Source organism: Amycolatopsis sp. WAC 04169, assembly GCF_003947535.1.
GTDB classification, from domain to species: domain Bacteria; phylum Actinomycetota; class Actinomycetes; order Mycobacteriales; family Pseudonocardiaceae; genus Amycolatopsis; species Amycolatopsis keratiniphila.
The window spans coordinates 194290-209190 of the sequence record NZ_QHJI01000012.1 but is presented as its reverse complement, the minus strand read 5'-3'; the positions used below and the strand labels follow the sequence as shown (position 1 = coordinate 209190).

Sequence of the window (14901 nt, the reverse complement as noted above, 5' to 3'; positions counted from 1 at the left end):
AAGCTAGGGCGGGTGAGGTTGCACGCACGTTGCAACGAAGTGAGCCCGGTCACCTATTCTCGGAAACGTGGCAGAGCGGCCCGCTGGAGAGTCGTCGCCGCGTGACCCTCAGGCGTACGCGCGGCTGCTGAAGGACGTCCACGACGCCGTCCTCTCCGGGGTTCCCGCGCCGCGTTCCCCCAGGTCGATCGTGTCCGCCTCGTGGAATCGCTCGCTCGCCGCGCACGTCGATCCGGACACCGGCGTCGCCCCGCTGGTCTACGACTCCGGCGAGGTGAACGGGCTGCGCGACGAGCATCCGCTGGCGCCGGTGCTGCCGATCCTGCGGCAGACGCTGGTGAGCATCGCCGACGACGCCGAGCACATGATGATCGTGACCGACGCGGCCGGGCACATCCTGTGGCGGGAAGGCGCCGCGGGCGTGCTCCGGCGCGCGGACGACGTGATGCTCGCCGAAGGCACACGCTGGAGCGAGGACGTCATCGGGACGAACGCGATGGGCACCACGCTCGCCACCGGGGAGCCGGTGCAGATCTACTCGGCCGAGCACCTGGTGCGGACCTATCACGGCTGGACCTGCGCGGCGGCGCCCGTGCGCGATCCGGAGACCGGCGCGCTGCTCGGTTCGATCGACGTCAGCGGTCCGCTGCGGACGGTCCATCCCGCGATGCTCGCGCTGGTCACGGCGGCAGCCCAGCTCGCCGAAGGCCAGCTGCGGGCCCGGCTCGCGATGCGCGACGAGCGGCTGCGGGCCGCGAACATGACTCATCTGGAAGCGTTGCGCGGCGCGCCGGGCGCCCTCCTCTCGGCGAAGGGCCGCGTGCTGGCGGCCGAATCCTGCGGCGACCTTCCCTCCACTGTGGACATCCGGCCCGGCGGCGGCGCGGTCACCCTGCCCGACGGGCGGCTGGGCACGGTCGAGCCGTTGAGCGAGGGCTACCTGCTGCGCCTGCGGAACCGGGGTGCTTCGCGGCGTCCGCGGCTGGCGCTGGAGTTCCTCACCGACGGCCCACCATCGACCACAGTGGACGGTCGCGAGGTGCCGTTCACCTTGCGGCACGCGGAGATCCTCACGCTGCTCGCACTGAACCCCGGCGGCCTCTCGGCGGAGCGTCTGGCCCTGCTGCTCTACGGCGAGAGCGGCAATCCGGTGACCGTGCGCGCGGAGATCCACCGGCTTCGGACGCAACTCGGCTCGGACATCGTGCAGACGCGGCCGTACCGGCTGTCCGCCGACGTGGACGCCGACTTCCTGCGGGTCCGCGCGGCACTCAAACGCGGCGACGTCACGGCCGCGGCGGAGGCGTTCCGCGGTCCGCTGCTGGCCGAATCGGAGTCGCCCGCCGTGCGCGAGGAGCGTGAGGCCGTCACCGCGTCGGTCCGTCGGGTTGTGCTCGGCAGCGGGGACGCGGCGGCGCTGTGGTCGTACTGGGAGACCCCGTGCGGCGCCGACGACTTGGAGATCGTCGACGCGCTGTGCCGGGTGCTCCCGGACGGCGATCCGCGGCGCGCCGTCGCCTTCACCCATCGGAACCGTCTCGACCGCTAGTAGACAGCGTCTACATCAGTTTGATAGACAGTGTCTACAAGGTGAACTCGCGGTTACGGAGATCTGGATGGGCTACCAACGTTTCGTCGCGCTCGGCGACAGCTGCGCCGAAGGGCTGGCCGATCCGCATCCGTCGGGCGGTTTCTACCGAGGCTGGGCCGACTTCGTCGCGCATCGGCTCGCCGAGGAAGAGCCCGGTTTCCGTTACGCCAATCTCGCGGTCCGCGGGCGCAGGCTCGACCAGATCCACGCCGAGCAGACCCCGGCGGCGACCAGGCTCCAGCCCGATCTGATCGCTTTGTTCGGCGGCGGCAACGACGTGATGAGCCGGGGCTGGGACGCGCGCACGGTCGCCCGCCGCGTCGACACGGCCATCCGCGCCTGCACCGAGATCGCGCCGCGGGTCGTCACCTTCACCCTCAGCGACATCTCCCACCGCATGCCGATGGGGCACCGCATGCGCCCGCGCATCGTCGCGCTGAACGACGCCGTCCGCGAGGCGTCCGTCAGCTACGGCGCGACGCTGGTCGACCTCTGGCCGGACGACGCGGCACACGATTCCCGCTACTTCGGCCCGGATCGGCTGCACCTGTCCGAACAGGGTCACCGGCGTCTGGCCGGGCACGTGCTCGGCAAGCTCGACGTCACCCACGACCCGGCCTGGCTCGCGCCGCTGCCCGGTTCGGCCGGACGTCCCGGCCTGCGCGCGGATGTGCGCTGGCTGACCAGGGAGGTCTTCCCGGTCGCGGTCAGCCGGTTCCGCAACCGGCTCATCGGCCGCCAGCCGGGCGACGGCTTCCTGCCGAAACGTCCCGACCTCCTGCCCGTTCTCGAGGAGACCCGGTCGTGGGCGCCCGAACCCGCCTGATCGACACCGCGGCGACCCTGCTGGCCGAGGAAGGCGTCGGCGCCGTGACGCTGCGCGGGATCGCCAAGGCCGCGGGCGTCTCGCACGGCGCGCCGCTGCGGCATTTCACCGGCCGCGCGGCCTTGCTTTCAGCGGTCGCCACCCGCGGCTACGTCGAGCTGCTGGAACGCGGCGCCGACCTGCCGGCCGGGACACCCCGAGAGCGGCTCATCGCGGCCTGCCACGGCTATCTCGATTTCGCGCTGGCCAATCCGGCGATGTTCGAGCTGATGTTCCGCCGCGATCTCATCGATCCGGACGATCCCGAGCTCACGCGGGTGAGCAGCGCGGTGTTCGACTTCTTCGCCGCGTTGGTCGAGGACGTGCAGGAAGGCGGCTGGCATCCCGCGACCGATCCGCGGCTGCTCGCGTCGTCGCTATGGGCGTCGCTGCACGGCCTCGCCCAGTTGTGGCTCTGGGGCGGGCTGGCGGGCGCGAGCTTCGCGCCGTCACCGGAGCGGGCGCTGGCCGTCACGTTGGACGCCTACCTGGCCTGAACCACGCGTTCGAAATCCTTCCCCAGCACGGATTTCGCGGCGTACCAGCCGCCCATCCCGTGCACGCCGGGGCCAGGGGCCGTCGCGGCCGAGCACAGGAAGACACCGCCGAGCGGAGTCCGATGCGGATTCCACCGGGCCACCGGCCTGCCGAGCACCTGCCGCAGATTCACCGCGCCCGCCGCGACGTCGCCGCCGGGGTAGTTCGCGTTGTAAGCCGCCAATTCCGGCGCGGTGACACAACGGCTCGCCAGGATCGTGTCGGAGAATCCGGGCGCGAACCGTTCGATGCGCCGCCGGACGAGATCGGTGACGTCTCGCGGATCCCCATGCGGCACATGGCAATACGCCCACACCGGTCGCTTGCCCGGCAACCCGCGGGACGGGTCGATCGCCATCGGATCCGACACGAGCACGAACCGGTCGTCCGGATCTTCCCCGCGCACGATGGCGTTTTCGGCGGCGTACACCGCGTCTCGCGGGCCTCCGAGATGGACGGTGCCCGCCTTGCCGACCTCCGGCGCCGCCCACGGAACCGGCTCGGACACCAGGAAGTCGACCTTCGCCGCGCCGGGTCCGTAGCGATAGGCCTCCAGCGCCTTCCGGTATCGCGGCGGCAGCAGATCGCCGGCGATTTCGAGGAAACCACGCGGGGCGATGTCGAGGATCACCGTGCGCGACTTCGACAATCGCCGCAGGTCGGTGATCCGGCTGCCGGTGTGGATCCGTCCGCCGCGCGCACGGAGATCGGCGGCGAGTGCCTCGGTGATGGCCTGGCTTCCACCGCGGGCGATCGGCCAGCCCGTCGCGTGCGCGAGGTGGCTGAGCAGCAATGTCGCGCCGGCCGCGGCGAGTGAGGGCTGGCGGCTCATCACGTGCGCGGAAACCCCGGCGAGCAGCGCGGGCGCTTCCGGACTGGTGAACAGGCGGCACTCCGAACCGGACGCGAGCAACGCGATCCTGGCCGGGAGAAGGGCGGCCGCTCGCGGATCGCGAGGCGGATGGCGAAGGTCGCCGAGCATCAGGTCGGCCACTTCGCGGCTGCGTTCGGCCAGCGGACCCATCAGGCGGCGCCACCGGGGGCCGTCCGCGCCGAGGGCGTCACAGGTCCGGTCGAGGTCTTCGTACGCGAGACCGGCCCGGTCACCGCCAAGGGGATGCGCGTACGCGATCTCCGGCCGCAGAAGGTCGACACCGTGCTCGGCGAGGCCGAACCAGCGGAAGAACGGAGACGCCGCGGCCAGCGGATGCCCGGTCGCGCAGATGTCGTGACGGACCTCGTCGTCGAACAGCGCAGCCGTGCGTGTCCCGCCGCCGATCTCGTCCGCCGCCTCGTGCACCTCGACCGTCAGTCCCACCCTGACCAGCAGGACCGCCGCCGCGAGCCCGTTCGGGCCGGAACCGACCACCGACACGTCGACCGACATACCGCCCCCTCACCGGGATCCGGACCGATCGCCCGAATATTGTCGGACCTCTCTCCTAGATTGATCCGCTCCAACCCAATCAGGAAGGAGGACCATGCCCGACCATGACACGCTGCTCGCGCGCGTCCGGAAACTCCTCGCGAAGGCGGAGGACCCGGCGGTCACCGAGGCCGAAGCCGAGTCGTACAACACCAAGGCCGCCGAACTGATCGCCAGGTACGGCATCGATCAGGCGTTGCTGGCCGCCTCCGGGGCGACCGCCGACGAGATCACCCAGGTCAAGATCCCGATCGACAACCCGTACAGCCGGGACAAGGCGGGGCTGCTCACCAACATCGCGCATCCGCTGCGCTGCCGGGCCCTCCTGCACCGGCTCGGCCAATCGGTCACCGCGGTGACGGTGTTCGGTTTCCGCTCCGATCTGGAGCGGACGGAACTGCTGTACACGAGCCTGCTGCTGCAGGCGACCACCCAGCTGACCAGGGTCCGTCCGGAGAACCGCGTGTTCGCGGGCGAATCGCTGGCCGCGTACCGGCGGACGTGGCTGCACGGATTCTCCGGCGCGGTCTACGAACGGCTTCGCAACAGTGAGGACACCGCGGCCAGGACCCATACGGCCGCCGCCGGTCACCGCTCGGCCGAACTGGTGATCCGGGATCGGACGGCGATGGTCAAACAGGCGTACGATGAGCAATACGGCGATCTGCGCTCAGCTCCGCCGAGGCGGCTGTCCGGCAGCGGCTACCTCGACGGTCACTCCGCCGGCGAGCGCGCCAACCTCAACACCACCGGAATCGCCGGACGGCGCCGCGCGCTGCCGGTGCGCTGATCAGTACCGCATCCGCTGCACACGCCTGACCTTCGCAGGCACCGTGAAGATCGAAGTTCCGCCGAACCACCGTAAGTGACAGGGCACCGTCGGGCCCACCTCGGCGTCGTGATCGTCGTCTTCCCCTGCCGGAAAACCGCCTCGTGAGAATCGCGTGTCCTCGGGTCTACTGAGGACATGATCGTGATCGAAGACCTGGCCACCCGTCCCGAACTGCGCGAGCCCGCGCTCGCCCTCGGCGGCGTCGGCGGCGAATTCCTCCAGCACGGCCTGGCGGGCCTGCTGGCGAAGTCGTCCCACCTGGCCGCCCGCTGGCCGGAATACTTCCTCGTACTGCTGGAAGACGGTGTTCCCGTCGCGAGAACCGCCGCCGTCCCGGTCGGCTTCCCGACCGCCGAACGCCCGGAGCTGCCGGACCACGGCTGGGACGCCGCCCTGATCTGGGCCGCGGAAGACCTGCTGAGCTCCCGTGAGACGAATACGTTGATCGCACTCGAAGTGATGGTCGCGCCAGGCCGCCGTGGCGGCGGCCTGGCCACAAAAGCCTTGGAAGCGTTGAAGAAGCGCGCTTCGGAGACAGGTATGCGCAAACTCGTCGTGCCGGTTCGTCCGGCCGGGAAGGAGAACGAACCAGAACTGTCCTTTGAGGACTACGTCGCCCGCCGTCGCGCGGATGGGCTGCCAGAGGATCCGTGGCTGCGCACGCACGAACGGCTCGGCGCCCGGTTCGTGAAGGTGGCGCCGTTCGCGATGACGGTCACCGGCACCTTCGCCCAGTGGCAGGCGTGGACCGGCGTCGAACTCCAGGACGGTCTCACGGCCGTGCCGGGTGGGATCGCGCCGGTGCTCGCCTCCTCGGCGCTGGACGTCGGCGTCTACACGGAGCCGAACGCTTGGCTCGAGCACCTGGTAGACGAAGCCAGCACCTGCTAGATTTCTTTGGCATGTGCAGGAGCTCGGCATGACCGCCACCGGACCGTCCGGCGACGAGCTGCTGCGGCTGCTGGGGGCGCTGGCGAATCCGCACCGGCTGCGGATCGTCGCGGCACTGCGTGCGGAGCGCGCGTATGTCAGCCAGCTGGCGCGAGAGCTCGGCATCAGCCGGGCGCTGCTGCAGCTCCACCTGCGCAAACTGGAGGCGGCCGGGCTCGTGTCGGCCGAACTGGAGCTGTCGGAGGACGGGAAGGCGATGAAGTTCTACGAGGTGAAACCGTTCCTGGTCGAGCTGAGCCCGGAGACCATCGCCGCCGCGGCGACGACGCTGAGCACACCGGTACCGGGTGACGAGGGGGAACGATCGTGAACTGGCATCAATGGCAGGAGGTCGCCGGGCTGATCGGCATCTTCGTGTTCCTCACCGTGGTGATCACGGTGGTCGTGTGGCAGTTCGGCGCGACCATCCGGGCCAGGGGCGCGCTCGCGCGCGAGCAGGAATACCGCAGGCTCGCCGAGAAAGCCGTCCAGGCGCAGGAAGAGGCCGAACGCAAGCTGACCGAACTCGACGGACGTCTCGCGGATCTCCAGAAGAGCGTGGGCACGGTCGAGCGGATCCTCAAGGAGGTCGACTGACCACCGGTGAAAGACCCTGGGCCGCCGAGCGGCAACTCGACGGCCCAGGAAAGAAGAAGCAAAAACCTCGCCCGAGGCATCTCACTCCTTCACGTAAAGGACTGTAGTTCATGCTGCCCGAAAAGACCGCCGCCTGGTCCATCCGGCATCGCGCGGTCACCCTCGTCGGCTGGGTCGCCCTCGTGGCCGTCGCCCTGCTGTCGGGAATCCTGCTGGACGGTGAAAGCCGCCGGAGCACCGATCCCGGCGAGTCCGGCCGCGCCCAGACCGCTTTGAACACCCAGAACACCTTCGACCCGTTGCGCGAGAACGTCCTCGTCGAGGCGAAGGAACCCGGCTCGCCGCCGTTCGCCGCGAACGAAGAACTCCGGCGGGCGACCGAAGACCTGGTCACCACGCTCACCACGGGCGGCTCGGTCGCCGACGTCCGCTCACCGCTGGCCGACGGAGGCGCCGAGCGGATCTCGGCGGACGGCACGTCGGGGCTCGTCGGGTTTTCGATCGCGGGCGGGGAGAAGGACATCCGCCCGAACTTCGAGACCGCGACGGCGCGAGTGGCCGAGGTCGTCGCCCGGCATCCTTCGGTCCGGTTGAGCCAGTCCGGGGATCTGAGCCTGTCGTCCGTGGTCGACAAGGGCATCCGGGAGGACGTCAAACGCTCGGAGCTCCTTTCCCTGCCGCTGACGCTGGTGATCCTGCTGGTCGTCTTCGGGGCGCTGGTCGCCGCGTCGGTCCCGTTGCTGCTGGCGGGCACGAGTGTCGCGGCGACGTTCGGCTTCCTGTCGGTCGTCGACGACTTCACTCCGATCAACAGCGCGACGACGGTGATCACCCTGCTCATCGGGATGGCGGTCGGCGTCGACTACTCGCTGTTCTTCCTGAGGCGGCAACGGGAAGAACGCGCGCGCGGGCACTCGATCGACGCCGCGACCCGCATCGCGGCACGGACGTCCGGGCACGTCGTGGTCGTCTCCGGGCTCACGGTCGTCCTGTGTGTGAGCGGGCTGGTGCTCACCGGGCTCGACAACTTCACCGGTCTCGCGATCAGCACGGCGTTCGTGGTCGGCCTCGCCGTCCTCGGCTCGGTCACCGTGCTGCCCGCGCTGCTCTCGCTGCTGGGCGACAAGGTCGATCGCGGCCGGATTCCCTGGCCCGGCAAACGGCGCACCACGGCGGAGAAATCGCGGTTCTGGTCCGCGACCGCCCGCGTGGTCACCCGGCGGCCGGCGTTGTGGGGCGGGCTGGGAGCCGCGTTGCTGATCCTGCTCACGCTGCCCGCGCTCGGCATGCGCCTGCAGGACCCGACACCGGCGGAGAGCCTGCCGAAGTCGATGCCCACGATCGACGCCGCCGTCCGCACCCAGGAGGCCTTCCCGGGCGTGGTCTACCCCGCCACGGTGGTGCTGACGGCCCAGAACGGCGGCCCGGTCGACAGCCCGGCCCTGCGGTCGGCGATCACCGATCTCGAACGGCGGATCGGGGAAACATCGGGCGTGCTGAACAAACCCATCGCTGTCGGCGGTGTCGACGAGGCCGTGGTCGTCCGGGTCCCGCTCTCCGGCGCCGGCCGCGACGCGGATTCCGATGCGGCGCTCGCGAAACTGCGCACCGAAGTACTCCCCGAGACGATCGGGAAGGTGGACGGCGTCGAGTACGCCGTGTCCGGCCGGACGGCGAATGCCCGCGACTTCGCCGACCGGGTGATCGAACGGATGCCGCTGGTCTTCGGGTTCGTCCTGCTGGCGGCGTTCGTGTTGCTGCTGCTGGTTTTCCGGTCGGTCCCGGTGGCGATCGTGTCGATCGTGCTGAACCTGCTGTCGATCGGCGCGGCCTACGGCGTGCTCACCTGGATCTTCCAGGACGGCCATTTCGCTTCCCTGCTGGGATTCACCCCGTACGGCGGGGTCGTCGGCTGGCTGCCGATGTTCATGTTCGTCCTGCTGCTCGGGCTGAGCATGGACTACCACATCTTCATCCTCAGCCGGATCCGTGAACGCCGGGCGGAAGGCGCCATCGCCGCGATCGTCCGCGGCACCGGCACGAGCGCCGGCGTGGTCAGCGGCGCGGCGGTGATCATGGTCGGCGTGTTCAGCGTCTTCATCACGTTGAGCGCGATCGAGTACAAGATGATGGGGGTAGGGATGGCGGTCGCCGTCCTGATCGACGCCACACTGGTCCGCGGCGTACTGTTGCCCGCTTTCCTGGCGCTGCTGGGAGAACGGGCCTGGCGGCGCGGCCGTAAATCCGTGGCTCCGGAACGCGTACCGGAACTATCGTCGCCGAATGCCTGACGCGCTCTTCGCCCACGCCCGGCTCGCCCCGATCTACGACGCCTTCGACGGCGCTCGCGACGACCTGGACCACTACCTCGCCATCATCGGCGAACTCGGGGCGAAGAGAGTGCTCGATGTCGGATGTGGCACCGGCTGTCTGGCCGTTCTCCTGGCTGAGCGCGGGATCGAGGTCGTCGGTGTCGATCCCGCGAAGGCGTCACTCGACGTCGCGAAGGCCAAGGACCCGGAAGGGAAGATCACCTGGATCCATGGTGACGCGAAGGCGGCGGGTGACGTGGGAGCCGATCTCGCGGTGATGACCGGGAACGTGGCCCAGGTCTTCCTGACCGACGACGAATGGAGCCGGACCCTCGAAGGCATCCACGCCGCGCTGGTGCCGGGTGGTCATCTGGTCTTCGAGATCCGGCGCCCCGGACGCCGGGCATGGGAGGACTGGGCGGCCGACACGGCACACGACACCATCGACGTCCCGGGCGTCGGCGAGGTCGAGCAGTGGCGCGAGGTCACCGAGGTGAACCTCCCGTTCGTGTCGTTCCGGTACAGCTATCGGTTCTCCGACGGCGAGGTCGTCACCTCGGACTCGACGTTGTGGTTCCGCGAACGCGAAGACCTGGAGTCCTTGCTGGCGGAACACGGTTTTCGCGTCCTGGACGTCCGGGACGCCCCCGACCGTCCAGGACGCGAGTACGTGTTCATCGCCCAGCGGGACTAGAGGACTTCGCCGTCCGGGATGGTTTTCGGCCCGGTGATCTTCACATCGCCGCGGACGACGACGTTCTTGCCGAAGGTGACATCACCGTCCACCGCGAGGCTCGTGCACTCCTTGAGCGAAGGCGCGGCCGGGATGCGCTCCTCGAAGTCCGGAAGGAGCTTGTAGAACTCCTTGCTCAGCGACACGACCGGCGGGGTGGTGGTGAACTCCGGGACCATCTCCCCGCCGTCGTCGAGCACGTACGCGTCGGACCGGACGACCAGCAGATCGTCGGTGGTCTTGACCGGCGCGAACCGGGTCCGCGGGATCTCGATGGCCCGCGCCCCCTCGACCGAGCCGATCGCCGCGCCCATCGCCGTTTCGAGCTGGATCACCGGCGTGCTGGCGGAGTCGGCGGGATCGACGGTCTTCCGGTTCACGATCAGCGGCAGATGCGGCGCCGCCGGGTCTGCGTCCTGGAGCGCCTTCAGCCGTTCGAGGTCGACCCAGATGTTGTTCGTGTTGTAGAACCGCCATTTGCCGACATCGCCGAACGAGTCGTCCCCGTCGGGGACCTGCGCCGATTCACGCAGGACGATCCGGCCGGCGCGCCGCGCGAGATGCCCGCCCTTGCGGTCGGCGGCGGTGCCGAGCACCGTCTCCATCGCGAACGGGATGTCCTCTTTCGCGAGCCACGCCGCGATCCGGGCGTCCGGGAGCGCGCCGAGGTTGTCGGAGTTGGACACGAAACACCAGCGGATTCCCTCCGCCAGCAGGGTTTGGAGCATCCCGCTCACCGCGAGCGCGACGTAGATGTCGCCGTGTCCCGGCGGGCACCATTCGAGCTCCGGGTTCGCGGGCCAGTCGGCGGGCCGTCCGTCGGCGGTGATCTTCGGTTCGCGTCCCTGCAGGAAGTCGGCCGGGATGACGTCGTCGGCGAGATCGGGATACTTTTTCAACAACTCGAGCGAAGGTTCGCGCGTGCCTGCCGAATTCATCAGGATCAGCGGGAGCCGCGCGTTGTACTTCTCCCGGGTCGAAAGCACCTGCATGGCGATGACGTCGAGGAACGTCTTCCCCGGTTTGATCTCCAGCAGCGATTTCGGCCCGGTGAGCCCCATGCTCGTGCCGAGCCCGCCGTTGAGCTTCAGGACGGCGGTGCGGTCCAGCACCCGGCGCGCTTCTTCGGCGTCCGGCTCCGGCAGATCCACGAGCCTGCTGATGTCATCGAGAGGTTCGAGTTCGTTTCCCGGCAATTCACCGGCGCCGGGTTCGGTCAGCTGCTCGAGACGCCGTCGCAGGGCGGCCAGCTCCATGGGGTGGGCGCCCGCGGAACGCATTTTCGACAGCGTTTCGGCGAAATGATCGGACAGGTGCGCTTCAGAGCTCATTGTGCCCTTTCTGAACCACTGCGTCGGGGCGTCAGTCTATTACCGGGCGCGGCGCCAGGCCCTGCTCCGGGGTCAGTACCCCGGTCATGCGGACGTCATGCGGTTCCGCGGGCAACTCGCGCACGAGTTCGGCGTCCCGGACGACGGCGATCAGCGCCGCGCCGGGCGCGGCGAAGGAGAGCGACCGGTCGTAGTACCCGGCGCCGCGGCCGAGCCGGACGCCCGCGTCGTCGACGGCGAGCGCGGGGATCAGCACCAGATCGGCCGTCCCCAGCGTGTCGGGACCGAGGCGGCGCCCGGTCGGCTCGAGCAACCCCCGCAGCCGTCCCGGCCCGAGGCTCGACGAGTCCTCGTAGGCGGCCCACTCGAGTGGGCCCGGCACGTCGGGGACGATCGGCAGCAGTACCCGTTTGCCCTGGTCGAGAAGTTGATCAAGCAGCGACGTCGACCCCGGTTCGGTGCCGAACGGAACATAGGCGCACACGACCTCACCGGGCAGCCGAGCGGCGGCCACGGCGAGTGCAACCGCCTCCCGCGCATGCTCTTCCGACACCTGCGAACGTCGTTCGGCGGTTATCCGGGAACGCCACTCCGTTTTGCTCAGGTGTTCATTGCCGGGCTCGACCACGTGGTCAGGTTAGGCTTCACGCCTATGACAGGCGCAGCGACCACCCCGGCGGCACGGACCACGAGGAGCTTGCCCGATCGGGCGATTTCCGCGGCTTCGGACCGCATCACTCCTGGTAACGGTGGTGAACTTCAGTTCACCGACGGGCCTTCGACGTGTGCCTGGTCGAACGAACGGATCGAGCTCCCCCAGCCATGACGGAACCCATCGCCGAAGCGGCCGAGACCGAAGACGCGGGACAGTTCCGTTCCGTCGAGGATCAGATCTCCCTGACGCTGGACGCCGCGGTACGCCCGCGTCCGGTCCGGGTCGCCATCTCCGAGGCCCAGGGCCTCCTGTGCGCGGAAGAGGTCGTCGCCGAGCACGCGCTGCCCGGTTTCGACCAAGCCGCCGTCGACGGTTACGCGGTGCGTAGCGTCGACGTCCGCTCCGCGGGCCAGGAGCCGGTGCAGTTGCCGGTGGTCGGCGAGATCGCCGCCGGTTCCCGCCAGCCGCGGCGGTTGCAGCCGGGACAGGCCGTGCGAGTCGACACCGGCGCGCCGCTGCCCACGCTCGCCGACGCCGTCATCCCGACCGCCTACACCGACGGCCACCAGGCCAAGGTTACCGTGCACCGGTCGGTGCCGTCGGCCGGTTACGTGCGCCGGACCGGTGAAGACGTGCAGATCGGCGACGTCGCCGTGCGCAAGGGCGACACCATCGGCTCGGCCCAGGTCGGCCTGCTCGCCGCGGTCGGCCGCGCGAAGGTGCTGGTCTACCCGCGGCCCCGCGTTTCGATCGTTTCCGTCGGCGACGAACTGGTCGACATCGACCGCACCCCGTCGGTCGGGCAGGTCTACGACGTCAACTCCTACGCGCTGTCCGCGGCCGCTCGGGACGCGGGCGCCGAGGTGAGCCGCGTCGGCATCGTCCCCGGCGACCCGAAACGCCTGCGAGAGGTCGTCGAAGGCCGTCTGCTGATGTCGGAGATCGTCGTCGTCGCGGGCGGCGGCGGCGGGAGCGCGGGTGACGAAGTGCACGCCGCGCTGTCCGATCTCGGCCACATCGACATGACCCGCGTCGCCATGCACCCCGGCTCCGTGCAGGGTTTCGGCAGGCTCGGTCCCGACTCGGTCCCGACGTTCCTGATCCCCGGCAATCCGATGAGCGCGCTGGTCGTGTTCGAGGTGCTGGTCCGCCCGCTGATCCGCGCCGCGCGCGGCACCCGCAACCCGCACCGCCGGATCGTCGGCGCGCGGCTGCTCTCCCCGATCACCTCGACCAAGGGCCGGAAAGGGTTCCTGCGCGGGCAACTGCTGCGCGACGAGGGCAACGGCGAGTACCTGGTGCAGCCGCTCGGCACCTCCGGCGCGCATCTGCTCGCGTCGCTGGCCGAAGCGAACTGTCTGATCAACATCGACGAAGACCTCACCGAGGTCGCCGCGGGCGAGCAGGTCAAGGTGACCTTCCTGGCCCAGCGGGCGTAATGGGCGCACCGATTTCCGGCGTCGCGTATCCGATCGAGAGCAGGCATCCGGGCTGGCCCGCGAAGTTGGGCCCGCTCCGGGTGCCCGCCGGGATCCTCGCCGTCCGGCCGGTCCGCCTCCGTGACGCCGGCGAGTGGAGCCGCGTCCGGCTGCGCGACCGCGAGCACCTGGAAATGTGGGAACCGACCGGCATCGGGCCATGGCCGGACCGCAACGCGTATTGGTCATGGCCGTCCCAGTGGCTGGCATTGCGCGGCTTGGCCAGGCGCGGTCAATGTCTCCCGTTCACCATCACGGTGGATGGACGCTTCGCCGGACAGATCACTGTGGGTAACGTCATCCGGGCGTCGCTCCGATCGGCCTGGATCGGCTACTGGGTGTCATCGGACATCGTCCGCGGCGGCGTCGCGACCGGCGCCGTCGCCCTCGTCACCGACCACGTCTTCGACTTCGGCGGACTGCACCGCCTCGAGGCGACCGTCCGTCCCGAAAACACCCCCAGCCTGCGGGTTCTCGCCAAAGCGGGCTATCGGCAAGAGGGACTTTTCGAACGTTATCTCGACGTCGCGGGTGGCTGGCGGGACCATTTCTGCTACGCCGTCACCAAGGAGGAGACCGGTGACGGACTGGTCTCACGGCTCGTCTCGAAGGGCCTCGCGGAGCGCGTTTGACCCCGTTACGGGGCCGTTCCGGTGACCGCGTTACCACAAGCTGTGAGATTCACCTAATTTGGTGATGCATTTTCCGTGATCGAAACCGGCGAGTCTGCGCGGCGTGTGTGACTGTTGTGGCTAGCGTGACTACAGCAGTGGATCGGGGGAGGTGACGGGAGATGCCCAGTTCGTTGATCATCGTCGCGCTCGCAGCGGCATGGCTCGTCGTTCTCGTGCCCATGGTCGCCCGCAAGCGCCAGCAGGTCGCACGGACGACGGACTCGGCCTTGGCGGCGCGAGTCGTGCGGAGCGGGAGCACACGCCACGAGGGACCGGAGGAGTTCGCGATGGCGGAAAACACGGAACCATCGGTAGAAGACGACCTGGCCGAACTCGAGGCGGAGCTCGACGCCGACCTCGAAGACGAGGCACCGGAAGCCGAACCGCTTCCCCAGCCCTCGCACACGGCTCGCCCGGAAAGAGAACGCCAAGGCACGGGCTACCGGCCCGGCCGGGGCGGATTCGACCCGGAAGCGGCGGACATCGCCGCCCGCGCCAAGTACGCGTTCCGGCAGCGGGTCGTCATCGCGCTCCTGGTGCTGGTGGTCACCACCGCGGCCGTCGCCGGCTTCCTGACCCCGACGGTCTGGTGGGCCAACGGTGTCGTCGACGCCGTCCTCATCGGCTACCTCGTGTACCTCCGCCGCCAGGTCCGCATCGAGAACGAGATCCGGCAGCGCCGCCTCGCCCGCTTCAACAACACCCGCGCCCCGCGCCGCCCGGCGATCGACGAAGACCACGATGCGCACGAGTCCCGTGAGGACATCGAGGTCGTCGCCACCGAACGCCCGGCCGTCGTGGAACGCAAGCCGTCCCCGATGTCCCGCCTCCGGCGCCAAGCCGTCGTCGTCGACCTCGACGACGAGGACCCGGCCTTCCACGAGCTCGACGAGCCCGGGACCAGGCCTTTCCGGCGGGCCTCCGGAGAGTGACCCCCCTG

15 protein-coding genes are annotated in these 14901 nt (G+C 69.6%); 12 read left to right on the top strand and 3 right to left on the bottom strand.

Annotated features, from left to right (window positions below; all coding sequences use genetic code 11):
* The first annotated feature begins 67 nt into the window (after window positions 1–67).
* The 3 genes from DMC61_RS32495 to DMC61_RS32485 all read left to right on the top strand — a co-directional run bounded on the left by DMC61_RS32495 (window position 68) and on the right by DMC61_RS32485 (window position 2953).
* A complete protein-coding gene (locus DMC61_RS32495) occupies window positions 68–1549 on the top strand; it encodes a helix-turn-helix domain-containing protein (RefSeq protein ID WP_125694047.1) in 1482 nt (493 codons plus the stop codon).
* Window positions 1550–1616: 67 nt separating this feature from the next.
* Window positions 1617–2417, top strand: a complete 801-nt coding sequence (locus DMC61_RS32490) for an SGNH/GDSL hydrolase family protein (protein WP_125694045.1) — start codon at window positions 1617–1619, stop codon at window positions 2415–2417.
* Window positions 2396–2953 carry a TetR/AcrR family transcriptional regulator gene (locus tag DMC61_RS32485; RefSeq protein ID WP_125694043.1) on the top strand — a complete coding sequence of 186 codons (558 nt, stop codon included), beginning with the start codon at window positions 2396–2398 and terminating at the stop codon, window positions 2951–2953. Before DMC61_RS32490 ends, DMC61_RS32485 begins: the two co-directional genes overlap by 22 nt.
* Here the strand turns inward: DMC61_RS32485 and DMC61_RS32480 are convergent.
* Window positions 2941–4380 (bottom strand): NAD(P)/FAD-dependent oxidoreductase, encoded by a 1440-nt coding sequence (locus DMC61_RS32480; RefSeq protein WP_125694041.1) that lies wholly within the window; start codon window positions 4378–4380, stop codon window positions 2941–2943. The two genes, DMC61_RS32485 and DMC61_RS32480, sit on opposite strands and share 13 nt — an antisense overlap.
* A gap of 94 nt (window positions 4381–4474) precedes the next feature.
* Between DMC61_RS32480 and DMC61_RS32475 the strand changes: the two genes are divergently transcribed.
* The 6 genes from DMC61_RS32475 to DMC61_RS32450 all read left to right on the top strand — a co-directional run bounded on the left by DMC61_RS32475 (window position 4475) and on the right by DMC61_RS32450 (window position 9784).
* Window positions 4475–5209 carry a DUF2786 domain-containing protein gene (locus DMC61_RS32475; RefSeq protein WP_125694039.1) on the top strand — a complete coding sequence of 245 codons (735 nt, stop codon included), beginning with the start codon at window positions 4475–4477 and terminating at the stop codon, window positions 5207–5209.
* 177 nt (window positions 5210–5386) lie between these two features.
* Complete coding sequence (locus DMC61_RS32470) at window positions 5387–6142, top strand: GNAT family N-acetyltransferase (RefSeq protein ID WP_125694037.1); 756 nt, start codon at window positions 5387–5389, stop codon at window positions 6140–6142.
* Window positions 6143–6170: 28 nt separating this feature from the next.
* On the top strand, window positions 6171–6512 hold the full coding sequence (locus tag DMC61_RS32465; RefSeq protein ID WP_125694035.1) for a metalloregulator ArsR/SmtB family transcription factor: 342 nt from the start codon (window positions 6171–6173) through the stop codon (window positions 6510–6512).
* Window positions 6509–6778 (top strand): hypothetical protein, encoded by a 270-nt coding sequence (locus tag DMC61_RS32460; protein WP_125694033.1) that lies wholly within the window; start codon window positions 6509–6511, stop codon window positions 6776–6778. The genes DMC61_RS32465 and DMC61_RS32460 overlap by 4 nt, the downstream gene beginning before the upstream one ends.
* Before the next feature lie 110 nt (window positions 6779–6888).
* Complete coding sequence (locus DMC61_RS32455; protein ID WP_125694031.1) at window positions 6889–9069, top strand: MMPL family transporter; 2181 nt, start codon at window positions 6889–6891, stop codon at window positions 9067–9069.
* Window positions 9062–9784: a bifunctional 2-polyprenyl-6-hydroxyphenol methylase/3-demethylubiquinol 3-O-methyltransferase UbiG gene (locus tag DMC61_RS32450; RefSeq protein WP_125694029.1), complete on the top strand. Its 723-nt coding sequence runs from the start codon at window positions 9062–9064 to the stop codon at window positions 9782–9784. The genes DMC61_RS32455 and DMC61_RS32450 overlap by 8 nt, the downstream gene beginning before the upstream one ends.
* Here DMC61_RS32450 and DMC61_RS32445 read toward each other — a convergent pair.
* Together DMC61_RS32445 and DMC61_RS32440 are read right to left on the bottom strand one after the other, a co-directional pair.
* Window positions 9781–11154, bottom strand: a complete 1374-nt coding sequence (locus DMC61_RS32445) for a UTP--glucose-1-phosphate uridylyltransferase (RefSeq protein WP_125694027.1) — start codon at window positions 11152–11154, stop codon at window positions 9781–9783. The two genes, DMC61_RS32450 and DMC61_RS32445, sit on opposite strands and share 4 nt — an antisense overlap.
* Window positions 11155–11185: 31 nt before the next feature.
* Complete coding sequence (locus DMC61_RS32440) at window positions 11186–11758, bottom strand: 5-formyltetrahydrofolate cyclo-ligase (protein ID WP_125694298.1); 573 nt, start codon at window positions 11756–11758, stop codon at window positions 11186–11188.
* 218 nt (window positions 11759–11976) lie between these two features.
* On the opposite strand from DMC61_RS32440, the gene glp reads away from it, so the two are divergent.
* The 3 genes from glp to glpR all read left to right on the top strand — a co-directional run bounded on the left by glp (window position 11977) and on the right by glpR (window position 14893).
* Window positions 11977–13248 carry a gephyrin-like molybdotransferase Glp gene (gene glp / locus DMC61_RS32435; RefSeq protein ID WP_125694025.1) on the top strand — a complete coding sequence of 424 codons (1272 nt, stop codon included), beginning with the start codon at window positions 11977–11979 and terminating at the stop codon, window positions 13246–13248.
* Window positions 13248–13919 carry a GNAT family N-acetyltransferase gene (locus DMC61_RS32430; protein WP_063273173.1) on the top strand — a complete coding sequence of 224 codons (672 nt, stop codon included), beginning with the start codon at window positions 13248–13250 and terminating at the stop codon, window positions 13917–13919. Before glp ends, DMC61_RS32430 begins: the two co-directional genes overlap by 1 nt.
* Before the next feature lie 161 nt (window positions 13920–14080).
* Window positions 14081–14893 (top strand): gephyrin-like molybdotransferase receptor GlpR, encoded by an 813-nt coding sequence (glpR, locus tag DMC61_RS32425; protein ID WP_125694024.1) that lies wholly within the window; start codon window positions 14081–14083, stop codon window positions 14891–14893.
* Window positions 14894–14901 lie beyond the last annotated feature (8 nt).